This is a genomic window from Aureibacter tunicatorum (assembly GCF_036492635.1).
Classification (GTDB): domain Bacteria; phylum Bacteroidota; class Bacteroidia; order Cytophagales; family Cyclobacteriaceae; genus Aureibacter; species Aureibacter tunicatorum.
In genome coordinates this window covers 2770349-2794179 of record NZ_AP025305.1, presented here as the reverse complement: position 1 = coordinate 2794179, position 23831 = coordinate 2770349, and the positions used below count along the sequence as shown (strand labels likewise).

At 37.8% G+C, this 23831-nt stretch carries 20 protein-coding genes; 16 read left to right on the top strand and 4 right to left on the bottom strand.

All coding sequences use genetic code 11. The features are described 5' to 3' along the window. Positions 1–52: 52 nt before the first annotated feature. On the bottom strand, positions 53–718 hold the full coding sequence (locus AABK36_RS11960; RefSeq protein ID WP_309938760.1) for a metallophosphoesterase family protein: 666 nt from the start codon (positions 716–718) through the stop codon (positions 53–55). 6 nt (positions 719–724) lie between these two features. Further along, positions 725–1507, bottom strand: a complete 783-nt coding sequence (locus tag AABK36_RS11955) for a hypothetical protein (RefSeq protein ID WP_309938762.1) — start codon at positions 1505–1507, stop codon at positions 725–727. 174 nt (positions 1508–1681) lie between these two features. On the opposite strand from AABK36_RS11955, the gene AABK36_RS11950 reads away from it, so the two are divergent. After that, positions 1682–3013, top strand: a complete 1332-nt coding sequence (locus AABK36_RS11950; protein ID WP_309938764.1) for a DUF5074 domain-containing protein — start codon at positions 1682–1684, stop codon at positions 3011–3013. A 9-nt stretch (positions 3014–3022) separates the two neighbouring features. Then, on the top strand, positions 3023–3352 hold the full coding sequence (locus AABK36_RS11945) for a DUF6122 family protein (RefSeq protein WP_309938766.1): 330 nt from the start codon (positions 3023–3025) through the stop codon (positions 3350–3352). Here AABK36_RS11945 and AABK36_RS11940 read toward each other — a convergent pair. Beyond that, a complete protein-coding gene (locus AABK36_RS11940) occupies positions 3322–5304 on the bottom strand; it encodes a heavy metal translocating P-type ATPase (protein WP_309938768.1) in 1983 nt (660 codons plus the stop codon). The genes AABK36_RS11945 and AABK36_RS11940 overlap by 31 nt on opposite strands. A 401-nt stretch (positions 5305–5705) precedes the next feature. On the opposite strand from AABK36_RS11940, the gene AABK36_RS11935 reads away from it, so the two are divergent. The 12 genes from AABK36_RS11935 to hisIE all read left to right on the top strand — a co-directional run bounded on the left by AABK36_RS11935 (position 5706) and on the right by hisIE (position 16105). Next, a complete protein-coding gene (locus AABK36_RS11935; RefSeq protein ID WP_309938770.1) occupies positions 5706–7118 on the top strand; it encodes an anthranilate synthase component I family protein in 1413 nt (470 codons plus the stop codon). Between the two features lie 46 nt (positions 7119–7164). Next, entirely contained in the window at positions 7165–7749 is a 585-nt protein-coding gene (locus AABK36_RS11930) for an anthranilate synthase component II (RefSeq protein WP_309939180.1), read from the top strand. Positions 7750–7844: 95 nt separating this feature from the next. After that, the gene (gene trpD / locus AABK36_RS11925) at positions 7845–8849 is read left to right on the top strand and encodes an anthranilate phosphoribosyltransferase (protein ID WP_309938772.1); all 1005 of its coding nucleotides are present in this window, start codon (positions 7845–7847) and stop codon (positions 8847–8849) included. 21 nt (positions 8850–8870) lie between these two features. Further along, complete coding sequence (gene trpC, locus AABK36_RS11920; protein ID WP_309938774.1) at positions 8871–9668, top strand: indole-3-glycerol phosphate synthase TrpC; 798 nt, start codon at positions 8871–8873, stop codon at positions 9666–9668. Further along, entirely contained in the window at positions 9668–10315 is a 648-nt protein-coding gene (locus AABK36_RS11915) for a phosphoribosylanthranilate isomerase (RefSeq protein WP_309938776.1), read from the top strand. Before trpC ends, AABK36_RS11915 begins: the two co-directional genes overlap by 1 nt. Position 10316: 1 nt before the next feature. Then, positions 10317–11504 carry a tryptophan synthase subunit beta gene (trpB, locus tag AABK36_RS11910; protein ID WP_309938777.1) on the top strand — a complete coding sequence of 396 codons (1188 nt, stop codon included), beginning with the start codon at positions 10317–10319 and terminating at the stop codon, positions 11502–11504. A gap of 59 nt (positions 11505–11563) precedes the next feature. Continuing rightward, on the top strand, positions 11564–12352 hold the full coding sequence (trpA, locus tag AABK36_RS11905; RefSeq protein ID WP_309938779.1) for a tryptophan synthase subunit alpha: 789 nt from the start codon (positions 11564–11566) through the stop codon (positions 12350–12352). A gap of 26 nt (positions 12353–12378) precedes the next feature. After that, positions 12379–13389 (top strand): 3-deoxy-7-phosphoheptulonate synthase, encoded by a 1011-nt coding sequence (aroF, locus tag AABK36_RS11900; protein WP_309938782.1) that lies wholly within the window; start codon positions 12379–12381, stop codon positions 13387–13389. A 14-nt stretch (positions 13390–13403) separates the two neighbouring features. Further along, the gene (gene hisH, locus AABK36_RS11895) at positions 13404–13991 is read left to right on the top strand and encodes an imidazole glycerol phosphate synthase subunit HisH (protein WP_309938784.1); all 588 of its coding nucleotides are present in this window, start codon (positions 13404–13406) and stop codon (positions 13989–13991) included. 14 nt (positions 13992–14005) lie between these two features. Beyond that, a complete protein-coding gene (gene hisA / locus AABK36_RS11890; RefSeq protein ID WP_309938785.1) occupies positions 14006–14725 on the top strand; it encodes a 1-(5-phosphoribosyl)-5-[(5-phosphoribosylamino)methylideneamino]imidazole-4-carboxamide isomerase in 720 nt (239 codons plus the stop codon). A gap of 26 nt (positions 14726–14751) precedes the next feature. Then, positions 14752–15507 carry an imidazole glycerol phosphate synthase subunit HisF gene (gene hisF, locus AABK36_RS11885; RefSeq protein ID WP_309938786.1) on the top strand — a complete coding sequence of 252 codons (756 nt, stop codon included), beginning with the start codon at positions 14752–14754 and terminating at the stop codon, positions 15505–15507. Position 15508: 1 nt separating this feature from the next. Beyond that, positions 15509–16105, top strand: a complete 597-nt coding sequence (gene hisIE / locus AABK36_RS11880) for a bifunctional phosphoribosyl-AMP cyclohydrolase/phosphoribosyl-ATP diphosphatase HisIE (RefSeq protein ID WP_309938787.1) — start codon at positions 15509–15511, stop codon at positions 16103–16105. A gap of 109 nt (positions 16106–16214) precedes the next feature. On the opposite strand, the gene AABK36_RS11875 is transcribed toward hisIE, so the two are convergent. Beyond that, positions 16215–18293, bottom strand: a complete 2079-nt coding sequence (locus AABK36_RS11875) for a dipeptidyl-peptidase 3 family protein (protein WP_309938789.1) — start codon at positions 18291–18293, stop codon at positions 16215–16217. A 294-nt stretch (positions 18294–18587) separates the two neighbouring features. Here AABK36_RS11875 and AABK36_RS11870 point away from each other — a divergent pair, with 294 nt between their 5' ends. Together AABK36_RS11870 and AABK36_RS11865 are read left to right on the top strand one after the other, a co-directional pair. Beyond that, entirely contained in the window at positions 18588–22856 is a 4269-nt protein-coding gene (locus tag AABK36_RS11870) for an MBG domain-containing protein (protein WP_309938790.1), read from the top strand. Continuing rightward, positions 22856–23824, top strand: a complete 969-nt coding sequence (locus AABK36_RS11865; RefSeq protein ID WP_309938791.1) for a PorP/SprF family type IX secretion system membrane protein — start codon at positions 22856–22858, stop codon at positions 23822–23824. Before AABK36_RS11870 ends, AABK36_RS11865 begins: the two co-directional genes overlap by 1 nt. Positions 23825–23831 lie beyond the last annotated feature (7 nt).

The window sequence follows — 23831 nt, the reverse complement described above, 5'->3', positions numbered from 1 at the left end:
TTTGAGATTAAAAAAGTTAATATTAATACGATTTAATTAGCCTTAAAGGATATTATTCTGCGTATTTTTCTTTAAAAAGTGTCATGGTTTTTAATTCGAGGCAAAGTAGGTGTCCCATGCCGATTTTTTTAGACCCCATCACGCATCCATTGTCAAGAGGTATTACTGGCGAGTTCATCTTGATTTTCTCCTCGATGTATTCCAAAGGCTTTGGATTATGGCCGTGAATGATGGTTTTTCCTTTTAATGCGTCAAGATTAACGGGGAAGTCTCTAATGGTTAGCATTTTGTCGCCAATTTTAAGAAAGTTTTCTTGAGTGAAATCAAAACCCGCATGAACTAGAAAATGTTTTTTGGTTTCTATGTAATACGGCAAGGCGGATAGAAAATGAATATATTTTTTTTTGTCCTTTTCCAGACTTTCTAGAAAATATTCGCTGTTGTCGAATAATGATATATTATTTATTGCTTGGTTGTTGCCTTTTAAGGCTTTTAGCAACAATAAGTCATGATTGCCAAGAAGGGGAAATATGTGCGAAGGGTTTTCTGTTTGAAGTTCAATGATAATGTCGAGAACTTTCTTGCTGTTGGGGCCTTTGTTGACATAATCTCCCAGTAGAAACAGTTTGTCTTTGGGTTTGAAGTTGATTTGATGTAGCAAACGTTGGAATGTTTTCAGACATCCGTGGATGTCTGAAATGACAAATTTTTTATGCATATGCTTTTAATCTATAGGCTCTTCGAAAATATTGATTAATTCAGCCAAGGCGTCGTATTTATTGTTGTTATTCACTACACCTTCACCAAGCTTATACCATAGCTCTTCTCCGATATCAATATAGTCGCCGCGTTTCTTGGGTTTGTTTTCCTTGGCGTTTTCGTAAATAAAGTCTGGAGCGTATATGTGCTTCAATATGTCCTTGAGGTTTTTCCAAGGCACATGTTTTTGGCTGATCTCGCCATTATCGTTAACTTCAAACTGGATTTCTCTTTTTTCAAAAGAAGCTTTTAGAGAGAATTCCTTGAATATAGATTTTCCTTTGTTTCTTAAAAACCGGACGCAAAGCGGTCTTTCTTTTCTGGAAATTTCATAAATCGCCTGAATCAACTCTTGATTGAATGATTCCCAGTGTCTGATGTCAGATGGGGTTCCTTCAAAAGTTTTACTGGTATTGTCCATCATTGTTACTCTAATGACGCTTTCCTCGGCGTTTCGGGTAAATTTATTTTTTACCCATGTGGTCTTTGTAATAAGTTCTTTCAGCTCATCAGCCCATACCGTTGGAATAGTGCCTTGCCAGTTGACATCGTCATTTGGAGTGAAACCTTCCATGTAGATCTCATCTTCGCTCAGGTCTTCTCGATCCAAGTATTTTAGTTCAAAAGATGTTTGCAGTCCTTTTTTATACTCTACTAATATTTTGTAAGTATGGCAATAAGGCGCGGGAATATCTCCTGAGTAGAATTCAATATCTACAAGAGCGAGTTTGCTCAAGTCTATGTTCATAAGGTCCTTGTCTTGGTTCTAATTTTAATTTAGCAAATATATGAAAAACACTCTAAATAGAAGATGTTGTGTGTTTAGAACCAAATTTTTTCGATTATTCCTTAAGCAATTCGCACATTCGTTTATCTTTGCTTTTCGTTTTTGCGTACAATAGATTTAAAAATAGATATTCCTTTGAAAAAGATTGCATATATTTTAATATCCTTTTCTCTTATTTGGTTGATTTCATGCTCGAACTATGAGATCCCTGGTCTGTCGCCGGTGATTGATGTGATAGAGCCCGAAGGAGGCTTTAGGTATAAAGTTGGCGGAGGTGAACCCTTAGTTTTGAAGCCAACGGTAACTTCCGAACTGCAACCAGTAGCGTACGACTGGAGATATGTTGATTCATTGAACTCTCTTTCGGATGCACCTCAATATTCCTTTACAACCGAAATACCAAATGAATACAGGCTTAGGTTTAGAGCGACAAGTGAAGCGGGCTTTTCAGATTATATTTATAATATTTTAGCTTATGGGAAATATGCATTTGGGATTTACTTGGTAGGCTTTGACAATAGCATGAATACGATCTTAGGGTTTAGAGAGGAAGGAGAAAGCACGGATTTCGAATGGGGAGTATATAAGCAAGAAAATGATAGAACGCTTCCATCCAAGTCGGAAGGTTTCTTTTTGTTAGGGGAGAATTACTATTTCTATGGTCAAGGAGATCCTTATGTGCAGATTGCCAATAGACATTCATTGAAAATGGTTGCGGGCACCCCTGATGGAGTTAATGCGGATAATTACCCTTTGGGAATGGTGACTATTGATACTTTAAGGGGCTATATCTCAACGCCCAATGGGCTTTATAATTATGATGTGAAGGAAAATTCTCTAAATGATAGGATCCAAGTTATTCCAAGAGCGAATGAATTATTTCTGTCAAGCAATACTCAGAATTTATTCGTTAATGGAGGGACAACTATGGAGAATTATTCAACAGTTAATGATAATGTTGTTTCCACTGTAGTAATAAACGACTTTATAGATTATTCAGGTGATATATATGCAATCGATCAAGAAGTCACAGGTAGCCGTAACATATGGATGGTAGTAAGTAATGGTGATACCAGTACCATTGGAAGGTATGTGACAGCAACTAGCAATAATACTTTTGATAATTTATATGGAATAAGTAACGATTACCCTGTTAGCGAAGATATGGCATTTTATGCATATAGTACAACAAGTGTTTTTTTCAATAGCGGAACGAATCTATTTCATTATCGAGGAACAGAAGAGTCTTTAGCTGAGCCAATTTTTGATATCGCAACTATAGATCCCTCTGCAAGTCGAATTACAGCATTTGTAATTTCTTCTGATGATACTGATCGCTTATTTATTTCTTGGAAAAAGACTTCTTCAGGTGGTGGTTTACTATTGTATGATTTGATAACCAATCGACCAGTTTCAGGGTATACTTTTGACTTAGATTACCCTTCTTCAGAGATAGTAATTTTTTAGAATTATAAAATGACTTATTTACAGCCTATAGTGCATTATGGATTGCATTTTGCAGCTCCATTGCTTATCGCTTATTTGTATGATAAATCCAAAGTTTGGAAAGGTTATCTAATCTTATTGGCGACGATGCTTGTGGATTTGGATCATTTGTTGGCTGACCCAATTTTTGATCCCAATCGATGTAGTATTGGTTTTCATCCTTTGCATTCGTATTACGCTATAGCTTTTTATTTGGTAATGTTAGTGGTAGTGAAGAATAAGTGGTGGAGACTTGTTTTTATTGGATTGTTATTTCATATGTTGACCGATCAAATCGATTGTTGGATGAGCGGGTTATAGGCTTTTTCCTTCATATTAAATTTCAATAACCTTAAAGCATTCAAAACAACGACCATAGTAGAGCCTTCATGTATCAAAACAGCCCAGCCGATATTAGCTATGCCAAGAATAGTCAAAGGCATGAGCAATGCTACGACTCCTAAGCTAATGCAAAGATTTTGTTTAATGATTTTTCTAGTTTGTCTTCCTAAAGCGATAGAGTAAGGAAGCTTACTCAACTTGTCGGATAGCAAAGCGACATCGGCTGTTTCCATCGCTACTTCAGAGCCAGCCGCTCCCATGGCTATGCCAATATCGCTTTCCACCATCGCCGGTGCATCATTGACGCCATCGCCAACCATGGCAATTTTGAATTGGTGAGATTTGTTTTTGATGATTTGCGCTTTTTCTTCTGGCAATAGTTCGCCTTTGGCTTGAATGCTTAAATGTTTGGCGATTGAATCCGCCACATTTTGATTATCGCCTGACAACATTTCTATGTTTTTTATTCCGATGTTTCGCAAAGATATGATGGTTTTTTCGGCATCATCCCTTAAAGTGTCTTGGATGCTGATGATTCCAAGATATTTATCTTTGTGATATACGAGAATGCTCGTATTGGCTTTAGCTTCCAGCTTATGAAAGATGTTTAATTCATCAAGTGATGGTAGAGGAATATTTAAAGATTCAAACAAAGAAGGTTGTCCGATTAATATTTTTCCTTGGTATTCTGCGGAGATCCCTTTTCCTTGATGAGCTACTAGATTTGTAACGTGTTTTTCTGGATGTTTTCCTAATTTTTGGATGCCGTCTTTTACTATGGCTTTTGCTATGGGATGATCGCTTAGCATTTCAGCTGAGATAGAAATTTCCAGAAGTTCTTGTTGGGTAGTATTTCCAAATGTGATAATCTCTGTGATTTTGGGTTCTCCAATGGTTAAAGTCCCGGTCTTATCGAAAGCGACGAAGTTTATTTGGCCAAGAGCTTCCAATGCTTTGCCTCCCTTTACTAATATTCCTTTTTGAGCGGCTCTGGAGATTCCGCTTAATACCGCGCTAGGTGTGGAAATCGCCAAAGCGCATGGGCTTGCCGCGACAAGCATTGCCATTGATCGGTAAAAACTTTCAACATACAGCTCGTCCAACAACAGAAAGGCGAAATTTAGTAGTATAACAAGCCCTAAAACTATAGGAACATAGATTTTTTCGAATTTGTCAGCGAATTTTTGAGTGGGGGATTTTTTAGCTTGGTTTTCACTTATGAGTTTAACTAATCTTGAAATTGTAAAATCCTCAGCTTTTTTCGTGGCTAAAATCTCCAAGGTTTCATCCCCATTAATAGTCCCCGCAAATACTTCAATATGTTCTTTTTTATCCGAATTATCGGTTTTTAGCACAGGCATGCTTTCTCCTGTGATTGAGGCTTGGTTTACATAGCTTCTACCTTTGTTAACTTTGCCATCCGCAGGTATTTTTGTATGGGGCTTGACTATGAGCGTATCTCCAATATTTATTTCGTTGATGTCGATTTCAGTGATTTTTCCATTTTCGGTCTTTTTAAAAGCTGTTTTGGGGCTAAGGTTCGCGAGTGATTTGATGGCATTTCGGGCTTTGTTCATAGCATAATGTTCCAGCGAGTGGCCTAAACTGAAAAGGAATAGCAGCAAAGCTCCTTCTGCCCATTTATCTAAAACCGCTGCTCCGATCGCCGCGACAAGCATTAAAAATTCAATGTCGAATTTTCCTTTTTTCATGGTTTCATATGCTTCCAGTATTGCATAGAAAGATCCGAATATATATGAGATGAGGAAAATGCCAATCGTTATCGGTTTGCTGACAATATTGAACGTGTCTAATAAAAAGCCAGCAAGCAAAAAAATGCCGCAGATGATAGAAAACTTGATTTCAGAATTTTTCCCAAGGAAATGTATATGGGTATGATGGTGGTCGCAATGATGATGATGACTGCTCATGTATAGCTAAGATAAAAAGTGAGTGTTTGTTTATATACGGTTTAAAAAAGAAGGAGATGTCGCAAATTGTTAATTATGAAAATTTATGCATATATGATGAAATATTGCTAAATATGAGTAATTTGATCGATGAATTGAGAAAAAATGAGAAATAAGGTTTGCAAATGAAAAAGTAATCGATACTTTTGTAACAAATGATAAACGACAAATAATTACAAATTGATGAGCAATATACAATTACATACAAACTTTTGGTGGTGGCATTCTAATGTGAATATTAGATGAACGGCCATGCTATGTGATTGAATAAATATTATAAAATATTAAAAATGAAATCTAAAGCCCGCTGTTCCTTCAGCGGGCTTTTTTATTTTTACACCTTACGCAAAATAGAAGAAATAATGAAAAAATTTAAGCTAAATACGGAGCATATAAAAATGATAGCTGATACTATCACTCCAGTAAGTATTTATTTACGGCTGAGAGATCGTTTTGCGAATAGTATCATGCTTGAGAGTTCCGACTATAGAGGTCATGAGAATAGCTTCTCTTATATATGCTGCAATCCGATAGCTTCATTTTCCCTAAGGGGAAATACATTGGAAAAATCTTATCCTGACGGTAGCAAGGAAGTTGTTGAATTAGCGCATAAATCTGAAGCGGTTAAGCAACTAAGCGATTTTTCGAGTTCTTTCGAAAATGAACGCTTTTCGCATAAATTTATCAATAATGGGCTTTTCGGTTATATGGCATATGACGCTGTTGAGTCTTTTGAGGATTTGGATTTTTCAGATAATCAAGAGTCAGGTTACGATATCCCGGAGATTCATTACAATGTGTATCGAAATGTAATCGCTATAGACCATTTCAAAAACGAACTTTACTTGTTTGAGCATACTTTGGATGAAAGCGATTCGGAAAGTAATTTGTTGGATATTCAACAATTGATTAGAAATAAAAATTATCCAAGTTATACATTTGAGCTTGATGGAGAAGTGAGCTCAAACTTGACAGACGAGGAGTATGTGGAAATGGTGAAGAAAGGAATGGATCACTGTTTCAAAGGTGATGTTTTCCAAATCGTTTTGTCAAGAAGGTTCTCTCAAAATTTCAAAGGCGATGAGTTCAATGTGTACAGAGCTTTGAGGTCGATTAATCCTTCTCCATATTTATTTTATTTTGATTACGGGAACTTCAAGATTTTCGGATCTTCTCCAGAAGCGCAGATTGTGATCAAAGATAGAAAAGCTTCGATTTACCCAATCGCAGGAACATTCCGAAGAACCGGCAATGATGAGGCGGATGCTGAATTAGCGAAGAAACTGGATGCTGATCCAAAAGAGAATTCGGAGCATGTGATGTTGGTGGATTTGGCTAGAAATGACTTGAGCCGAAATGGCAAAAAGGTAACTGTGGAAACGTACAAGGAAGTACAGTTTTTCTCTCATGTTATTCATCTGGTATCTAAAGTAACAGGAGAATTGGAAGAAGGGCATAACACCGTTGAAATGGTAGCCAATACATTTCCTGCCGGGACTTTATCAGGAGCTCCAAAATACAAAGCCATGCAATTAATCAATGAATATGAGAATATTAGAAGAGGTTTTTATGGCGGAGCTATAGGCTACCTTGGGTTTAATGGCGATTTTAATCATGCGATTATGATTAGATCATTCTTGAGTAAAAATAATAAGCTTTCTTATCAAGCTGGAGCAGGTGTCGTAGCCAAGTCTGATCCTGAGTCTGAGAAGCAAGAAGTATATAATAAAGTAGCGGCTTTGAATACCGCACTGAAAGAAGCTGAAAACATTTAACTGTAAATATAACCCGTTCAAATAACTTAAAACCCAATATGTCATGATGAAGATATTAGTTATTGACAATTATGATTCTTTTGTTTACAACCTTGTGCATTTGATCAAGGAAGTGATAGAGGAAAAAGATTTAGATGCTAGTGTTGATGTGTTCAGAAATGATCAGATCGACTTGGATAAGGTTGAAAAGTATGACAAAGTATTATTGTCGCCAGGACCTGGGATTCCTTCAGATGCAGGTATTTGCTTGGACGTGATCAAAAGGTACGGAGGGACTAAGAGTATCTTAGGAGTGTGTTTAGGACATCAAGCCATAGCGGAAGCGTATGGAGGCAAGCTTTACAATATGCCTAAGGTGCTCCATGGTGTGGACACATTTGTTGAGATTCAGTCAGACAAAGAGTATTTGTTCTTTGATGTGCCTTCAAGAACCAAGGTTTGCAGATATCACTCTTGGGCCGTTGAGCCGGAGGATTTGGGAGGCGAACTTGTGGCTACAGCTGTTGATGATCATGGCGAAGTAATGGCCTTAAGCCATCCTTACCATGACGTAAGAGGAGTTCAGTTTCATCCGGAGTCTATTTTGACTTCCGAAGGCAAGGTAATGATAACTAATTGGTTGTCGCACTAATACTAAATATTGTCCCGCCATTATTGGCGGGCACACTATGACATTTTTGGGTTCATATCATATTTGTATTTATAGTAAATAAGAAATTATCAATAATGAAAAAGGTATTAAATGAGCTTTTTGAATATAAATCTTTGTCCAGAGAAAGGGCAAGGGAAATTCTCACAAAATTGGCTCAAGGTGAATACAATAATAGCCAAATAGCGGCATTTTTAACCGTTTACTTGATGAGAAGCATTACCGTTGATGAGTTGGCTGGCTTTAGGGATGCAATGTTGGATTTATGTTTGCCTGTGGATATCGCGGAGTATGATGCGATTGATTTATGCGGGACAGGAGGAGATGGCAAAGACACGTTTAATATCTCTACTTTAGCTTCTTTCATAGTGGCTGGCGCTGGAGAAAATGTGGCTAAGCATGGAAATAATAGCGTATCATCAGTTTGCGGTTCGTCCAATGTATTGGCGTATTTTGGCTATGAGTTTACGAATGATATTAATAAAATAAAAAGATCTTTGGATGAAGCCGGGATTTGCTTTTTGCATGCTCCGATGTTTCATCCCGCTATGAAAAATGTAGCGCCGATAAGAAAAGAGTTGGGCGTGAAGACGTTTTTCAACATGTTGGGGCCGATGGTAAACCCATCGTTTCCAAAAAAGCAAATAGTAGGGGTCTTCAATCCTGAAATTGCTAGATTGTACGGTTATTTATACCAAAAAAGCGACAAAGACTTTGTGATATTACATTCACTGGATGGATATGATGAAATTTCATTGACTTCCGAGTTTAAAATGATCACAAAAAATGAAGATAGAATCTTGAAACCGCAGGATCTAGGCTTTAATAAGTATCGTCAAGAACAATTAACTGGAGGCGATTCAGTAGAGGAAGCCGCTGGCACGTTCATAGGAATTTTGGAAGGAAACGGGACAGATGCGCAAAAAGATGTCGTAATCGCCAATGCGGCAATGGCCTTGTATTGTTATCATCCAAATAAAGGAATGGAAGCTGCCGTAGCAAGAGCTAAAGAATCTCTTGAGTCCGGCAGTGCATTGAAGAGTTTTAAGAAATTGATAGAATTATCAAGCCAACCGGCTTAGTACACATAAATCATTATTGAGATGAATATTTTAGAAAAAATTATTGCTCGTAAGCGAGAGGAAGTGGAAGAGGCTAAGGTGTTGGTGCCAGTGAAAAAGCTTGAGCAAAGCGTATACTTTCCCACAGAGACGATTTCTATGAAAAAGTATATTCAAAGAGATGATAAGTCCGGGATTATCGCTGAAGTGAAAAGAAAGTCACCTTCGAAGGGAATCATCAATGCTTTTTCATCCGTGGAAGAAGTATCCATCGGATATATGCAAGCTGGCGCGTCTGCATTGTCAGTGTTGACGGATGTGGATTTTTTTGGCGGCAAGAATGAGAATCTTACAATAGCGCGAAAGTTTAATTTTTGTCCTATTCTTAGAAAGGATTTTATCATAGATGAGTATCAAATCATTGAAGCCAAGTCTATTGGAGCGGATGCTATTTTGTTAATTGCGGCATGTTTGGAGCCAAACAGATTGACTGAATTAGCCAAATTTGCTCATTCTCTTGGACTAGAAGTGTTAATGGAAGTTCATAATAAAGAGGAACTTGACAGAAGCTTGTCTGAGCACTTGGATTTGGTAGGTGTGAATAATAGAGATCTGACTACATTTACCACATCATTGGATGTGTCCAAAAAGCTGGCAGAGTTCATTCCTGATCAATTTGTGAAAGTTTCAGAAAGTGGATTGAATGACCCTGCGGCAGTAGTGGATTTGAAAAAATACGGATACGAAGGATTTTTGATAGGTGAGTATTTTATGAAGCATGCAAATCCAGGAAAAGCATGCGCTGAATTTGTTGAACAAATACAAAGACTAGAAAAATAATGAAAAGCTTGAAGTTGAAGGTGTGCGGAATGCGCGAAGAGGGGAATATATTGGATGTAGTGGAGATAGTGCAACCGGATTATTTAGGTTTCATATTTTATCCTAAATCGCCAAGATTTGTTGGGCTTGAATTTAACCGAGAAAGCATCAGGAATTTGCCTGCCAATATTTCCAAAGTAGGCGTGTTTGTTAATGCTACCGCTCCCGAAATTATTGATTTTTCAAATATTTACGGCATGAATGTCGTGCAGCTGCATGGTGATGAGTCGCCTGAGGTTTGTCTTGAGATTAAGAATGCGGGCTTTAAAGTGATTAAAGCGTTTGGAGTTGGGGATGAATTCGATTTTGAGGGTTTGTCAAATTATACAGATTGTGTTGATTATTTCTTGTTTGATACCAAAGGGAAAAGTCGAGGAGGAAATGGCATATTATTCAACTGGCAATTATTGAAAAACTACCCTTATGAAACTCCTTTTTTCCTAAGTGGAGGAGTGGATGTTGACTCTTTGGATAATTTGGAGGTTTTGGAAGACCTGCCTTTGGTAGCTTTGGATGTTAACAGCAAGTTTGAAATCGAGCCAGCATTGAAGGATGTAGGTCGTTTGGAGAATTTAGCATTAAAATTAAAAGAAATTAATAATAAATAATATGTCTAAGAAATTTGATGTAAATGATAAAGGATATTATGGCAAGTTCGGTGGGGCATATATTCCCGAAATGCTGTATCCCAATGTCGAGGAATTGCGAAAGCGTTACCTTGAGATTATTGAAGAGCCTGAATTTCAAAAAGAATTCAGAGATTTGTTAAGAGATTATGTTGGAAGGCCAACGCCATTGTATTTCGCTAAAAGATTGTCAGAGGAATACAATACTAAAATATATTTGAAAAGAGAAGACCTTAATCATACTGGAGCTCACAAGGTAAACAATACTATTGGACAAATCTTGGTGGCTAAAAGATTGGGGAAAAGCAAAATTATCGCTGAAACGGGTGCCGGACAGCATGGTGTTGCAACTGCTACCGTTTGCGCTTTGATGGGTATGGAGTGCATTGTTTACATGGGTGAAATTGACATGAAGCGTCAGAAGCCTAATGTAGAGCGAATGAAAATTCTTGGGGCTAAGGTAGTGCCTGCGACATGCGGTAGCAAGACGTTGAAAGACGCTACAAATGAGGCGATGAGACATTGGATCAACAATCCGACAGACACTCATTATATTATTGGTTCTGTGGTTGGGCCTCATCCTTATCCTGATATGGTGGCGAGATTTCAATCAGTGATATCTGAGGAAATTCGCAAGCAATTGAAGGAAAAAGAAGGCAAAGAGACACCGGATCATGTGATTGCATGTGTAGGTGGAGGAAGCAATGCCGCGGGGGCTTTTTATCATTTTCTTGAAGATAAAAATGTAAACTTGATTGCCGCCGAAGCTGCAGGGAAAGGTGTTGAAACAGGAGAGTCAGCGGCGACAACCGCATTAGGACATGAAGGAGTGTTGCATGGTAGCAAGACGATACTTATGCAGTCTAATGATGGACAAATTACAGAGCCATATTCAATTTCAGCTGGTTTGGACTACCCTGGAATTGGCCCTATGCATGCTCACTTGTTTGATTCAGGAAGAGGCGAGTTCATAAGCGTTACGGATGATGAAGCGATGAGCGCTGGCGTCAAATTAGCTAAGTTGGAAGGTATTATACCTGCGGTTGAGTCATCTCATGCATTGGCGGTGTTTGACAAGCGCAAATTCAAAGAAGATGAGATAGTTGTGTTGAACCTATCAGGAAGAGGTGACAAGGATTTGGAAACTTATATTAGATGGGGTGGCTATTAATTGGTTGTTGATAGTTGTTTTAAACCTTTAATTAATGAATTTTTAGATCCGAGTATATCATGGAAAATAGAATAAACGAATTATTTAAAAATAAAAAAGAAGGGATTTTGTCGGTTTATTTTTCGGCAGGTTATCCTTCGTTAAATGATACTGAAGGTATTCTTGAGGCGATTCAAAAATCAGGAGCTGATTTTGTGGAAGTAGGGATGCCATTTTCAGATCCAGTAGCCGATGGTCCAACAATTCAGCATAGCAGTGAAGTGGCCTTGGAAAATGGGATGTCTACAGCGTTGCTGTTTAATCAACTTAAAGATATTCGCCAAAAGGTGGATATGCCGCTTTTATTGATGGGGTATATCAATCCTGTGATAAAGTATGGAATAGAAGAGTTTTGCAAAAAGTGCCAAGAAGTTGGAATTGATGGTTTGATATTGCCCGATATGCCTATGCAGGTTTATCTGGAAGATTACAAAGAGATATTCGAAAAATATGGATTGTTGAATATTTTCCTTATAACACCACAGACTTCTGATGAGAGAATAAAGTATATAGATGAGCATAGCGAAGGCTTTATTTATATGGTGTCATCTGCAAGTGTGACAGGAGCCAAGTCGAATGTTTCGGACCAACAGTTGGCTTATTTTGAAAGAGTGAATGATTTGGGATTGAAGAATCCTAGAATTATAGGTTTTGGTATTTCAAATAAAGAAACTTTTGATAAGGCATGCAGTCATGCTTCAGGAGCAATAATTGGAAGCGCCTTTGTTAATGTATTAAGGGAAAACCCTTCAAGACTGGAAGAGGCAATTATTGATTTCGTAGGCTCTGTAAAGGGAACCAAAAATTAAACACTGTATTTCAAAATTCAGATATCATGATCGTACAACTTGTAGAAAACATCAGCGCGAGCCAAAAGCAAAGCGTTTTAAATAAAATAGAGTCGGTAGGCTATAAAACTACTGAAGTTAAAACCCAAAAAGGAGATTATTTGGTTTGCATAGGCAAGTCGGATTTTGACATTCGCGAGATTGGCAATATGGATGGCATCCAAGATGTTCATGTTGTTTCTGACAGTTATCAATTAGTGTCCAAGAAGTGGAAGGCTGAAAGAACAAGCATTGATTGTGGTGATGGAGTGTTTATTAAAGAGGGGGACTTCGCGATAATGGCTGGGCCTTGTTCTATCGAAGGTGAGGATAATATCAAAAGAACAATTGATTTCTTGGTAAAACAAGGAGTTAAATTCATGAGAGGCGGGGTGTATAAGCCAAGAAGTTCTCCATATAGCTTTAGAGGCATGGGAATGGATGGCTTGAAGCTATGGTATAAGCTAGCCAGAGAAGCTGGATTGAAAATCGTTACTGAGGTAATGCAGGTTTCTCAAGTGGAACCGATGTATGACTATGTCGATATCTACCAAGTTGGAGCGAGAAATTCTCAAAATTTCAATCTTTTGGACGAGTTGGGCAAGGTGGATAAAGCTGTAATGATCAAGAGAGGAATCTCGGGGACGATTGAGGAGCTGCTTTTTTCAGCGGAATATGTGTTCGCAGGAGGAAATGAAAACTTGATTCTTTGCGAGAGAGGAATAAGAACCTTTGAGAATGCTTCCAGAAATACCTTGGACTTGAATGCTATTCCTATTTTGAAAGATAAAACGCATTTGCCGGTAGTGGCTGATCCTTCACATGGTATTGGTATAAGAAAGCATGTGGAAGCGATGTCTTTGGCAAGTGTTATGGCAGGTGCCGATGGCGTGATTTTCGAAATGCATGAGCAGCCTGAAAAAGCGTTTTCTGATGGACAACAAACATTGAATGAAGCGGAAGCGGCTTCATTGATTGATAAAATGAGAAAGACAGTGGCTTTGAGAGAGTCGTTTTAATAATTAGTATCGCAATGAAATTAGCTATAATCAAGTACAATGCGGGAAATGTGACTTCTGTGGTGAATGCTCTTGAGAGATTGGGAGTGAACCCAGAGATTACGGATGATCCTGAGAAAATAAAAAGCGCTGACAAGGTGATCTTCCCTGGTGTCGGGGAAGCATCATCAGCGATGAAATACATAAGGGAAAGAAATATTGACGAGTTGATTCTTTCATTGAAGCAGCCGTTTCTTGGTGTTTGCGTTGGACTTCAGCTGATGTGCAAGCATTCGGAAGAAGGAGATGTTGATTGCCTTGGAATCTTTGATGTGAATGTTCGTAAGTTTGAAAGCGATTTGGCGAAAGTACCACATGTAGGGTGGAACAAAATAGCCGATATGCAAGGAGACTTGTTCAAAGGAATAGTAGATATGCCGTATCTGTATTATGTGCATAGTTATTATGCTGAAGTGAAAGAAGGGCAGACGATCGCCACGACGGATTATATTCACCCATTCAGCGCTGCTTTGCATAAAGACAATTATTATGCGATTCAGGGGCATGCGGAGAAAAGCGGAGACACAGGTTCCAAGATACTTGAAAATTTCCTTTCACTTTAAATTTTAACACTTCTATGTATATTATACCAGCAATAGACCTTATAGATGGGAAATGCGTTAGATTGACGCAGGGAGATTATAATCAGAAGAAGGAGTATAACAGCGATCCTCTTGAAGTTGCGAAGGGTTATGAAGACGCGGGAATAGAAAAACTTCATTTGGTGGATCTGGATGGTGCTAAAGCCAAGAAAGTCATTAATTACAAAGTATTGGAGCTAATCGCTTCCAAAACTAATTTGAAAATCGATTTTGGCGGAGGCGTTCAGTCTGATGAAGATATCAAAGTTGTATTTGAAAGCGGCGCTGAGCAAGTAACCGGAGGTAGTATCGCAGTCAAAAATGAAGAGCTCTTTACACGTTGGATTGAAAAATATGGAGCGGAGAAGATTATTCTGGGAGCTGACGTGCGAGAGGAGTATATCGCTATTAGCGGATGGCAAGAAAAAACGGAAGTGCATTTATTCGACTTCTTGCAGAAGTATATTGACAAAGGTCTGAGAGATGTTATTTGCACTGATGTTAGCAAAGATGGATTATTGATGGGGCCTTCATTTGATTTGTATGCGAAATTGATGGCGAAATTTCCGGAAATTAATCTAATAGCCAGCGGTGGTGTTTCATCGATGCAGGATTTGGATAAGCTTGCTGAAATGGATATCTATGGAGCCATTGTAGGTAAGGCTATATATGAGAAAAAAATAACATTAAATGAGATTTATTGTTTTAATAAATAAATTTATTATTAAAATATTAAAATAATATGCTTACGAAAAGAATCATACCTTGCCTAGATATTAAAGATGGTCGTACTGTAAAGGGAGTCAACTTTGTGGAGTTGAGAGATGCAGGAGACCCTGTGGAATTGGCTAAGGCTTATGCGGAGCAAGGAGCAGATGAACTAGTTTTTTTAGATATCACAGCTACTGTTGAGAATAGGAAGACATTGGTTGACTTGGTAAGAAAAATAGCCAAGGAGATAAATATACCTTTCACAGTTGGAGGAGGTATTTCCTCTGTTGAGGACGTTTCTGCTATGTTGAATGCGGGAGCAGATAAAATAGCGATAAATTCGGCCGCTGTGAAAAACCCATATTTGATTAATGAATTGGCTTCGCAGTTTGGCAGTCAATGCGTGGTGGTCGCTGTGGATACTAAGTTTGTGCATGGATTGCATACAGTGCATGTGCATGGTGGTCGAACATCGGCGGAAATCGATACTATAGGATGGTGTATCGAATGTCAGAATAGAGGAGCCGGAGAGATTTTGTTGACGTCAATGGATCATGACGGAACTAAAAATGGATTTGCCAGTGAATTGACTTCGGAGATTTCGACTCAGTTGTCGATTCCAGTGATTGCTTCAGGCGGAGCGGGATCCATGGATCATTTTGCTGATGTATTTACTAAAGGCAAGGCGGATGCTGGCTTGGCCGCAAGTATTTTTCACTTTAATGAGATAGGAATACCAGAGTTAAAAGACTATCTTCGAGACAAACAAATAGAAGTAAGAATTTAAGATGGATTTAGATTTTGAAAAAGGGCAAGGTCTTTTGCCGGTAATCGTTCAGGACAATATCACTCAAAAAGTTTTGATGTTGGGTTACATGGATGAAGAAGCTTTGGAGAAAACCAAAGAGACAGGCAAGATTACTTTCTTCAGCAGAAGCAAGAATAGACTCTGGACCAAAGGAGAGACTTCAGGCAACTTTTTGATGTTGAAGGATTTATTGATTGATTGCGATAATGATGCGATCTTGGTAAAAGCAGAACCTATTGGACCAACATGCCATACTGGTGCGGATACTTGTTTTAAAGAGACTAATGAGTTGTCAACAACTGATTTTATCGATCATTTGAGATCTGTTATCAAAGATAGGCATGAAAACCCTTCTGATGAATCTTATACAGCTAAGTTATTTGCCAAAGGGATTAACAAAGTAGCCCAAAAAGTTGGAGAAGAAGCTGTGGAATTAGTAATTGAAGCTAAGGATGATGATGAACATTTGTTCAGAGAGGAAGCTGCTGACTTGTTGTATCACTATTTGGTATTGTTGGAAGCTAAAGGAATTTCTCTTGACAAGGTAGTTGACAATCTCAAGGCGAGACATAAATAATATTAAACAAGCTTTAAGAAGCGAGAAGCCATTGCAAATCATGCAATGGCTTTTTTATTGGAAAGTTCGCTGTTAATTAGACAGCGAATTCCGATTATATAGGTATTGATTAATTTTTATTCGGCAAGAAAGAATATTTCTCACCGTACTCAAGCATTTGGTCGACAAAGCTTTTTGGGTATTCAATAGTCACGTCTGTTATTTCTCCATCCTCCATCGTTGGCACAAGTCTTGGCTGGATGAATCCAGAGTAAGGAGCATTGTCCAAGCTAGCGTATCTTTGCTTTACCTCATTGTAGATGTTTTCATCAACCTGTACTCCATATGTTTCGATCAGGTTTTTGCCAGCTTCGTAATCTCCTTCAGATTTGATGCGTTGCAATTCTGTTAACAATTGACCGAATAAGCCTCTTAGCTTTTCGTAGTCGTTGATAACGAAATAAGTTTTCCCGTTTTTACTTTTTTTCTCAATGACATTATCTTCAAGCCCTTTTTCATAAGCCCATTTAGCGACAAGTTGACGATTTCTCATGTGAGATTCTTCAATGACTTCGCCTGGCTCTAGTCTGTTAAGTTGCAGCATTAGCCCGTTTCTGATATAGCCGTCATATTGAGCTTTTGCAGTTTCCATGCTTTGCATGACACCAATATCAATAAGCTTTTGGTCCATGATAAAGTATAATCCAACCAAATCTGCTCTTCCTTCTTCCAGAGCAGAGGCATAGCTTTTCAATGTTTCCTTTGGTGTGCCTATGCCCGGATTAAGCTGGCCAGAGGCATGGCCGATTACTTCGTGAAGAGCTGTATGGAGTTTTCCTGCAAGCACGCTATGTTTTTGAGCTCTTGAGATTTCTTCATCATCATAGCAAAATTCTTCAAGAGTCCCTGTTCCGCTTGAAGCGTTGTAAGCGTCTTTGATATTTCCAAGGCTAACGGATTTTGATCCATGTTCCGACCTGATCCAATTGGAATTTGGCAAATTAATACCTATTGGCGTCGCAGGGGAAGCGTCTCCGCTTTCCATCACTACATTGATGACTTTGTAAGAAACACCTTTTACTTTTTTCTTTTTATGCTCACTCAAGATTGGCGATTGATCTTCAAACCATTGAGCGTTTTTAGCTAGCGCTTCCATTCGTTTACTGGCTTCAGGGTCTTTGAATGAGACTACCGATTCATAAGCGGCTTTATATCCTTTGGCATCTCCGTAGACTTCGATGAATCCATTCACCACATCAATATTGCTAACTGTATCGGCTACCCAAGCAATGCAATATTCATCAAATGTTTTCAAATCTCCGGTTCTGTAATAATCGATCAATAGCCCAAGAGATTTTTTTTGAGCGGAATCAAGGGTTGTTTCTTTAGCTTTTTCCAGCCAATATACTATTTGGCTGATAGCCTCGGAATACATCCCATCGATTTTGTAAACTTTCTCTTTTACCTGACCGTCATTGTCTTTGATCAGCTTTGAGTTAAGCCCGTACATGACAGGTTTATCAGAATTGCTGGCTTTGGATTTCAATTCAGCGTAAAATGTTTCAGCTTCTTCAGCATTGACTTCTTCGTAATAATTGTTTGCTGAGCCTAGCACTAAATCTTTGTTGGGATCAAGATTAACTCTCTTAGCTGAAAGGCTTTTGTCAAAAATATAAGGAGAGATTTCGTCAACTAAGCTCTCAACGGTTTGTCCTTCTTCAAGTGGGAATTTTTCTTGATTTGAGTTTTTCACAAGATCATTCAGAAAAAATTCATAAGAGAATTCAGGTTGAATTTTATTGGTTGAATAATGATGGTGAATGCCATTCGAAAACCAGACTCTTTTTGCATATGTCATGAAGTTTTTGAATTCTTCAGATGATTTGTCGCCTTGATAAGTCGTAACGATGCTTTCTAAAAGACGTCGAATGGTTAAGTTGTATTTGAAATTTTGATCCCAAATGATATCGCGTCCGCTCAATGCCGCTTGAGACAAATAATAAAGCACTTTTTTTTCGTTGAGAGACAATTCTTCAAACCCAGGGACTTGATATCTCAGCACTTGTATGTCCGCGAAACGGTCGGCTTTCACTTCGAAAGGTTGAGGGCTCTCCATATTGTTATCCTTCTTGTTTTCAGTGGTTTGACATCCTTGTAAAACAACAAATGCCATGCTTGCACTGATCATCCATTTGGAAAAGTTATTCATATTTTTCAATGTAGTAAATAAATAAGATTCGAAAATTAGTAAAAATGTATATGTATTTGAAATAAAAGTATATAAAATTTATAAATCGATTAGAACCGATCATTCCCAATTACGGGACTTCTATGAGGTTTTGGTTTATGGTTTTCCTACGGGGGAGTTGTTTGATATATAATTTGTTTTAATATAATATTTTAAATATCCCTGTTTTCAGGGGTCTATTAGTAGACGACTTGAGGTTTCTTTGTTGATGATTTATTTGACCAATATTCATTGTAACATTAATTAAGAAAATACATGCGGGCATTAGCTTTTTTAATTTTCACTTTAAGTTTCTTTCATTTGGGAGAAGTTCTAGGGCAAGTCACAAATTGTGATTTGGGGGACTTGCAAATACTAAAAAACATTCAAGACACAAATGACCCACAAAATGATTTGGGATGGGAGATTGATTTGGATGCTAGAACTTTTGACGGTGGCCGTGCTAGTTGGACAGGAGCAGAGCCTAGGAGAGTAACTTCCATTAGGTTGTATTATGAAAGGGAAACTACTGGAGTTTTCGACCTGAGAGGCTTGGATGAGCTCAAGGAGGTAGTCATACATTATTCTGGCGCTTCGGGTATTTTGCTGGATGAGAATCAACAGCTGAAAGAGTTGGAGTTGAATAATCTTGACGAGTCCATGACAGCTATTGACTTGACTACGCAAAATGAGCTGGAAGATGTGGATTTGCGGGGAAATGATCTCTCAGAAGTTGAGTTAAGCAATTCAAAGGAGACGTTGAAGCGGTTGGATATTTCAAGCAATCCTATCAAGGAATTTGATCCGACGATTTTTATTCATTTGGAATACTTAAGGATTAATAGCACGCATGTGAAAAGTTTGGATTTCACTGGGTTGGATAAATTGACGAGTTTGGGCTTTGGATCAAATGATATTGAAACCTATCATTTAGCGGATTTGCCGGCTTTGGAATATGTCTATTTTAGAGGTCCATGGACAAGTGGAGACCCTTATAAAAAAATGAAAAGTATCACATTTGCGAATTTGCCAAAATTAAAGGTTCTAGATGGAGAGCAAAACAGCTTGACAACTTTGGATATTGATTTTTTGCAAACGTTGGAAACGATAAATTTAGAGAGAAATGATTTTGAAAGCTTGCCATTCAACGGACTATTGGCATTAAAGAATTTAGACTTTTCTAAAAATCCAATTGAAGGAGTATTGGATTTGACTTCATTTCCAGCTCTCGAAGAGTTTAATGTGAATTCTTGTAATTTATCGGATGTGCTGGTTCAGGATATTTCCAAGCTTAAGAAGGTGGATCTTTCGTGGAATAAATTTAAAATGACCACACAGCTACGATATTTAGGTATTCCTGAAGCTGATGATTTGTATCACAGAGGTACTATGCTTATTCTTGACCATAATGTCAAGGTCGGTGAAGTTATTGACCTGACGGGCGAATTGATCATCAATGGAAATGAAACAGAGTATCATTGGAAAGCTTTTTGGGCGCATACATATCCTGATTTACTTGTGGATACTGAGACTGAACCAAATCCAGATGCTCCGATTAGGTTGGTGGCCCCCGGGAAGTATATGTTTAAAAAGCCGGGTGAATATTATTGTTTTATGGGTAATGAAACTTATGGGCCTTATGATCCTTATCAGGGAGTGCAGTCTCATCCATTTACAGTAACGCATGAGCCAAAGTTGATATTTGAAGATGAGGTGCTAACTTTTGGCGATGCTGATTTTCTGTTAGAAGCGGATACAGATGCTGAAGTTACTGTAGTGTATGAATTTGTAGGCGATGATAATGGAAACAGAATCATCTACAATAATGGAAACAGATATCTGAATATCAGAAATGCAGGCGAGATAAAAATCAAAGCGATTATTCCGGAAAGAGATGGGTATCTAGCGGTGGAAAAAATAGCAACTTTCATCATTCTGCCTAAAGAAGTCGTCATCACACCTGATGATTTGTCAAAAGTATACGGAGAGAATGATCCTGATTTTTCATTTGCAAGCGAAGGCTTGTTGCAGGGTTATTCAATTTCTGGTATGTTGAATAGAGAAGATGGAGAAAATGCTGGCACTTATAAATTTGAGTTAGGCACTCTTAGCGTGCATTCAAATTTCACTTTAAAATTAGGTGATCATTATTTTGAAGTTTTAAGGAAGACTATAACAGTTTCGGCTGTTGATCATGCCAAAAATTTGGGAGCATCAGATCCAGCTCTTACATATAATGCTGATCAACTCATTAATGGAGATCAATTTTCAGGAAGTTTGATGCGTGAAGCTGGAGAAAGCGAGGGTGAGTATCCTATTTTATTAGGAACCTTAACAGCAGGAAGCAATTATGATATAATTTTTGATGGAGCAACTTTTACTATTTTGAATAATACTTTTGATCTGACTATAAGAGCTAATACGAAGAACAAGGTGTATGGAAATATGGACCCAGAGCTTGATTATATCGTGGAAGGTTTGCAAAATGGCGATCAAATGATTGGCGACTTGACTAGGGTTGCTGGAGAAGAGGCTGGAGTTTATGCTATCCAACAAGGTTCTTTGGATGTAAACACAAATGGAAATAGAAATTATAGGATAGTGTATGAAAGTGCCGATTTTACGATCAATAAGAGGCTTTTGACTATTTCAGTAGAAGATAAATCCAAAACTTATGGAGATAATGACCCTGTATTTACTTATCAAGTTACAGGGCTTGTGGATGGAGATCAAATTCTAGGTGAGCTTGAGAGGGAAATAGGAGAGGATATTGGGAATTATATCATTTCTCAGGGCACAATGAACGTTGATAAGACTGATAATTATGATTTAACATTCGAGAGAGGCAATTTGACAATACTTAAGTTGAATGCGGTTGTTAACATCACAGCTAAAGAGGCATCTAAAGTATATGGAGAACAAGATCCTGAATTGGAATACGAGGTTTCAGGTTTAGAAGCGGGGGGGATGCTTAGCGGAAAAATAAGCCGAGAGATTGGTGAAAATGCCGGCGTATATTCTATAGGAATAGGCTCTTTAGCAATAAGCTCAAATCTTAATATAAACTATTCCATAAACTTCGTTGAGTCCGAGTTTCAGATTATTAAAAAAAACTTGTCAATTGTTGCTGAGGATAAATCTAAAATATTCGGAGAAGCTGACCCTGAGTTAACGTTTGTAGCCACAGGCTTAGTCTTCGGCGATCAATTGCAAGGAAGTTTGCAACGTTTGGCAGGAGAGGATGTTGGAGATTATCTTATACGTCAAGGAACATTGACTCCTGATAAACCAGAAAATTATGCATTAGTCTTTCATGAGGGTGATTTTAAAATATCCCCAAAGGAAGTAGTGATTACCGTTACAGCTAATGATGTGCGAAAAACTTATGGAGATGATGACCCTCTGCTCAGTTTTATGGTTGAAGGTTTAAGAGAAGGTGATGGAATGATTGGTCAATTAGAGCGAGTTTCAGGAGAAGATATTGGTGACTATGCTATAAGACAAGGCTCTTTGACCGCAGAAACGACAAATGAAAATATTAGTTATGCTGTTGATTTTATTGGAGCCAATTTATCAATTGATAAAAAATCGTTGATATTGACTGTTGAAAATAAAACGAAAATTAGTGGTAACAATGACCCAGAGCTAACATATAAGACAATTGGTTTAGTGGATGGCGATAATTTGTCGGGTAAATTGATTCGACAAAATGGAGAAGAAGCGGGAACATATGAAATTCTGCAAGGAACATTGAATGCGGGAAATAATTATGAGCTAATTTTTATCAAAGGAGTTTTCACTATTATAGAAAATGAACTTATCCCAATTAGAGTTCAAATTAATTCAGTAGAAAAAGAGTATGGAGAAGTAGATCCTGATTTAGTTTATGATGTTATTTCTAATGACTATAGGCATATTGTTTCTGGCAAACCGTCAAGAGTGGAAGGGGAAAATGTAGGCGAATATGCGATCAGTGGCATGGGACTAAGTGTGCCAAATGGATATGAATTGGTTTACGATGAAGCTTTTTTGAAAATCAATCCTGCAATCGTAACGATCACTGTTCATGATCATAAACGATTGTTTGGAGAAGAAAATCCAGAATTTACTTTTCAAGCGGAAGGTTTTAAAAATGAAGATGACATAAATGTATTGCTATTGGAAGCAACTTTAAATTGTGAGGCTGACAGAGATTCGGAACCGGGAGTATATGCTATTGAAATGTCTCAAATTTATGCGCAGAATTATGAGTTTGAAATTTTTGATGGCGTATTGACAGTTTTACCAGAGGTAGAAGTTCAGGGGATCATTACGGCAAATGGCGATGGGCATAATGACACATGGAGGATTAAAAATGCGGAAATGTATGAAAAACTACGTGTCTCTGTATACTCACCTGATGGTAAGAGGGTTTATTTCACTGAAAATTATAATGAAGAAAATAATTGGGAGCCTTCGGATGATCAACAAGGGAATTATAGTTATGTCATTGAAACTTCTACAGGCGAAAAGTTCACAGGATTTCTTTTAATCAAGAACCAATAATGAAAAAATTAACAATCATCTTAATATTGAGCATAAGCGTACAAATAGTTTACGCTCAACAGTCTGTTGCATTTAAGCAATACTTTCTTTCTTCTCAAAGCTTGAATCCAAGTTTCAGTGGCATTAATCCTTATTGGAATGTGAGAATGGGAGGTGGAAGAGTGAATATAGTGAATCAATTGTCTGTCACTAATTATTTGTTTTCCGCAGATTTAAGATTTCCATCATATCCAATTAAAGATGATAGAAATTCATACAGGAGCAGACCTTTAAAACGAACAAATCGCGCGCAGAGGTATTTGCATGAAGAAATAAGCCATGGCATGGGTACTAGTATTATGTATCAAGAGTTTGGGCCTTCAAAGTTGACACAGGCGGATTTAGCTTATGCTTTTCATATTTCTTTGACGGATCAGTTTAGAATGGGAGCAGGCATTTCTTATCAATATATTCTTTCAGAGTACAATTTGGAAGAGCTTAACCCTACTCATTATCAAGATGTAATATATGTTGATTTGTTGGATAGTGAAGGTCGAAATACTGCTCATCGGGCAAAAGTAGGTTTGACTGGATATGGAGAAAGTTTTTATTTGGGAATTGCTTTGGATCAATATTTACAATCAGACGGTTTTTCAATTGCCCAAAATAATTATTTGAATGTATCCGCAGGTTATAGATTGAATATTATTGATAGCTGGAATTGGCTTAATTCGGCTCATTTGAGAAGTGGAGTCGCTATGAACTGGTCATTGGTCAGTCAAGTGGAGTATAATGAAAGTTTTAGGTTAGGATTGATTTATTCGACAGATGAGTTTGTCACGGCAATGCTGGGCTTTACACTAGCCAATACTATTGCGGTTGATTTTTCATATTCAAATCCATTAGAACAAACGCATAAATCTTTATTTGAAGCTTCATTGGGCTTTCAAATATTCAAGCAAGATGCGGATCAAAGAAGGTTTTGGTAACAAGTAA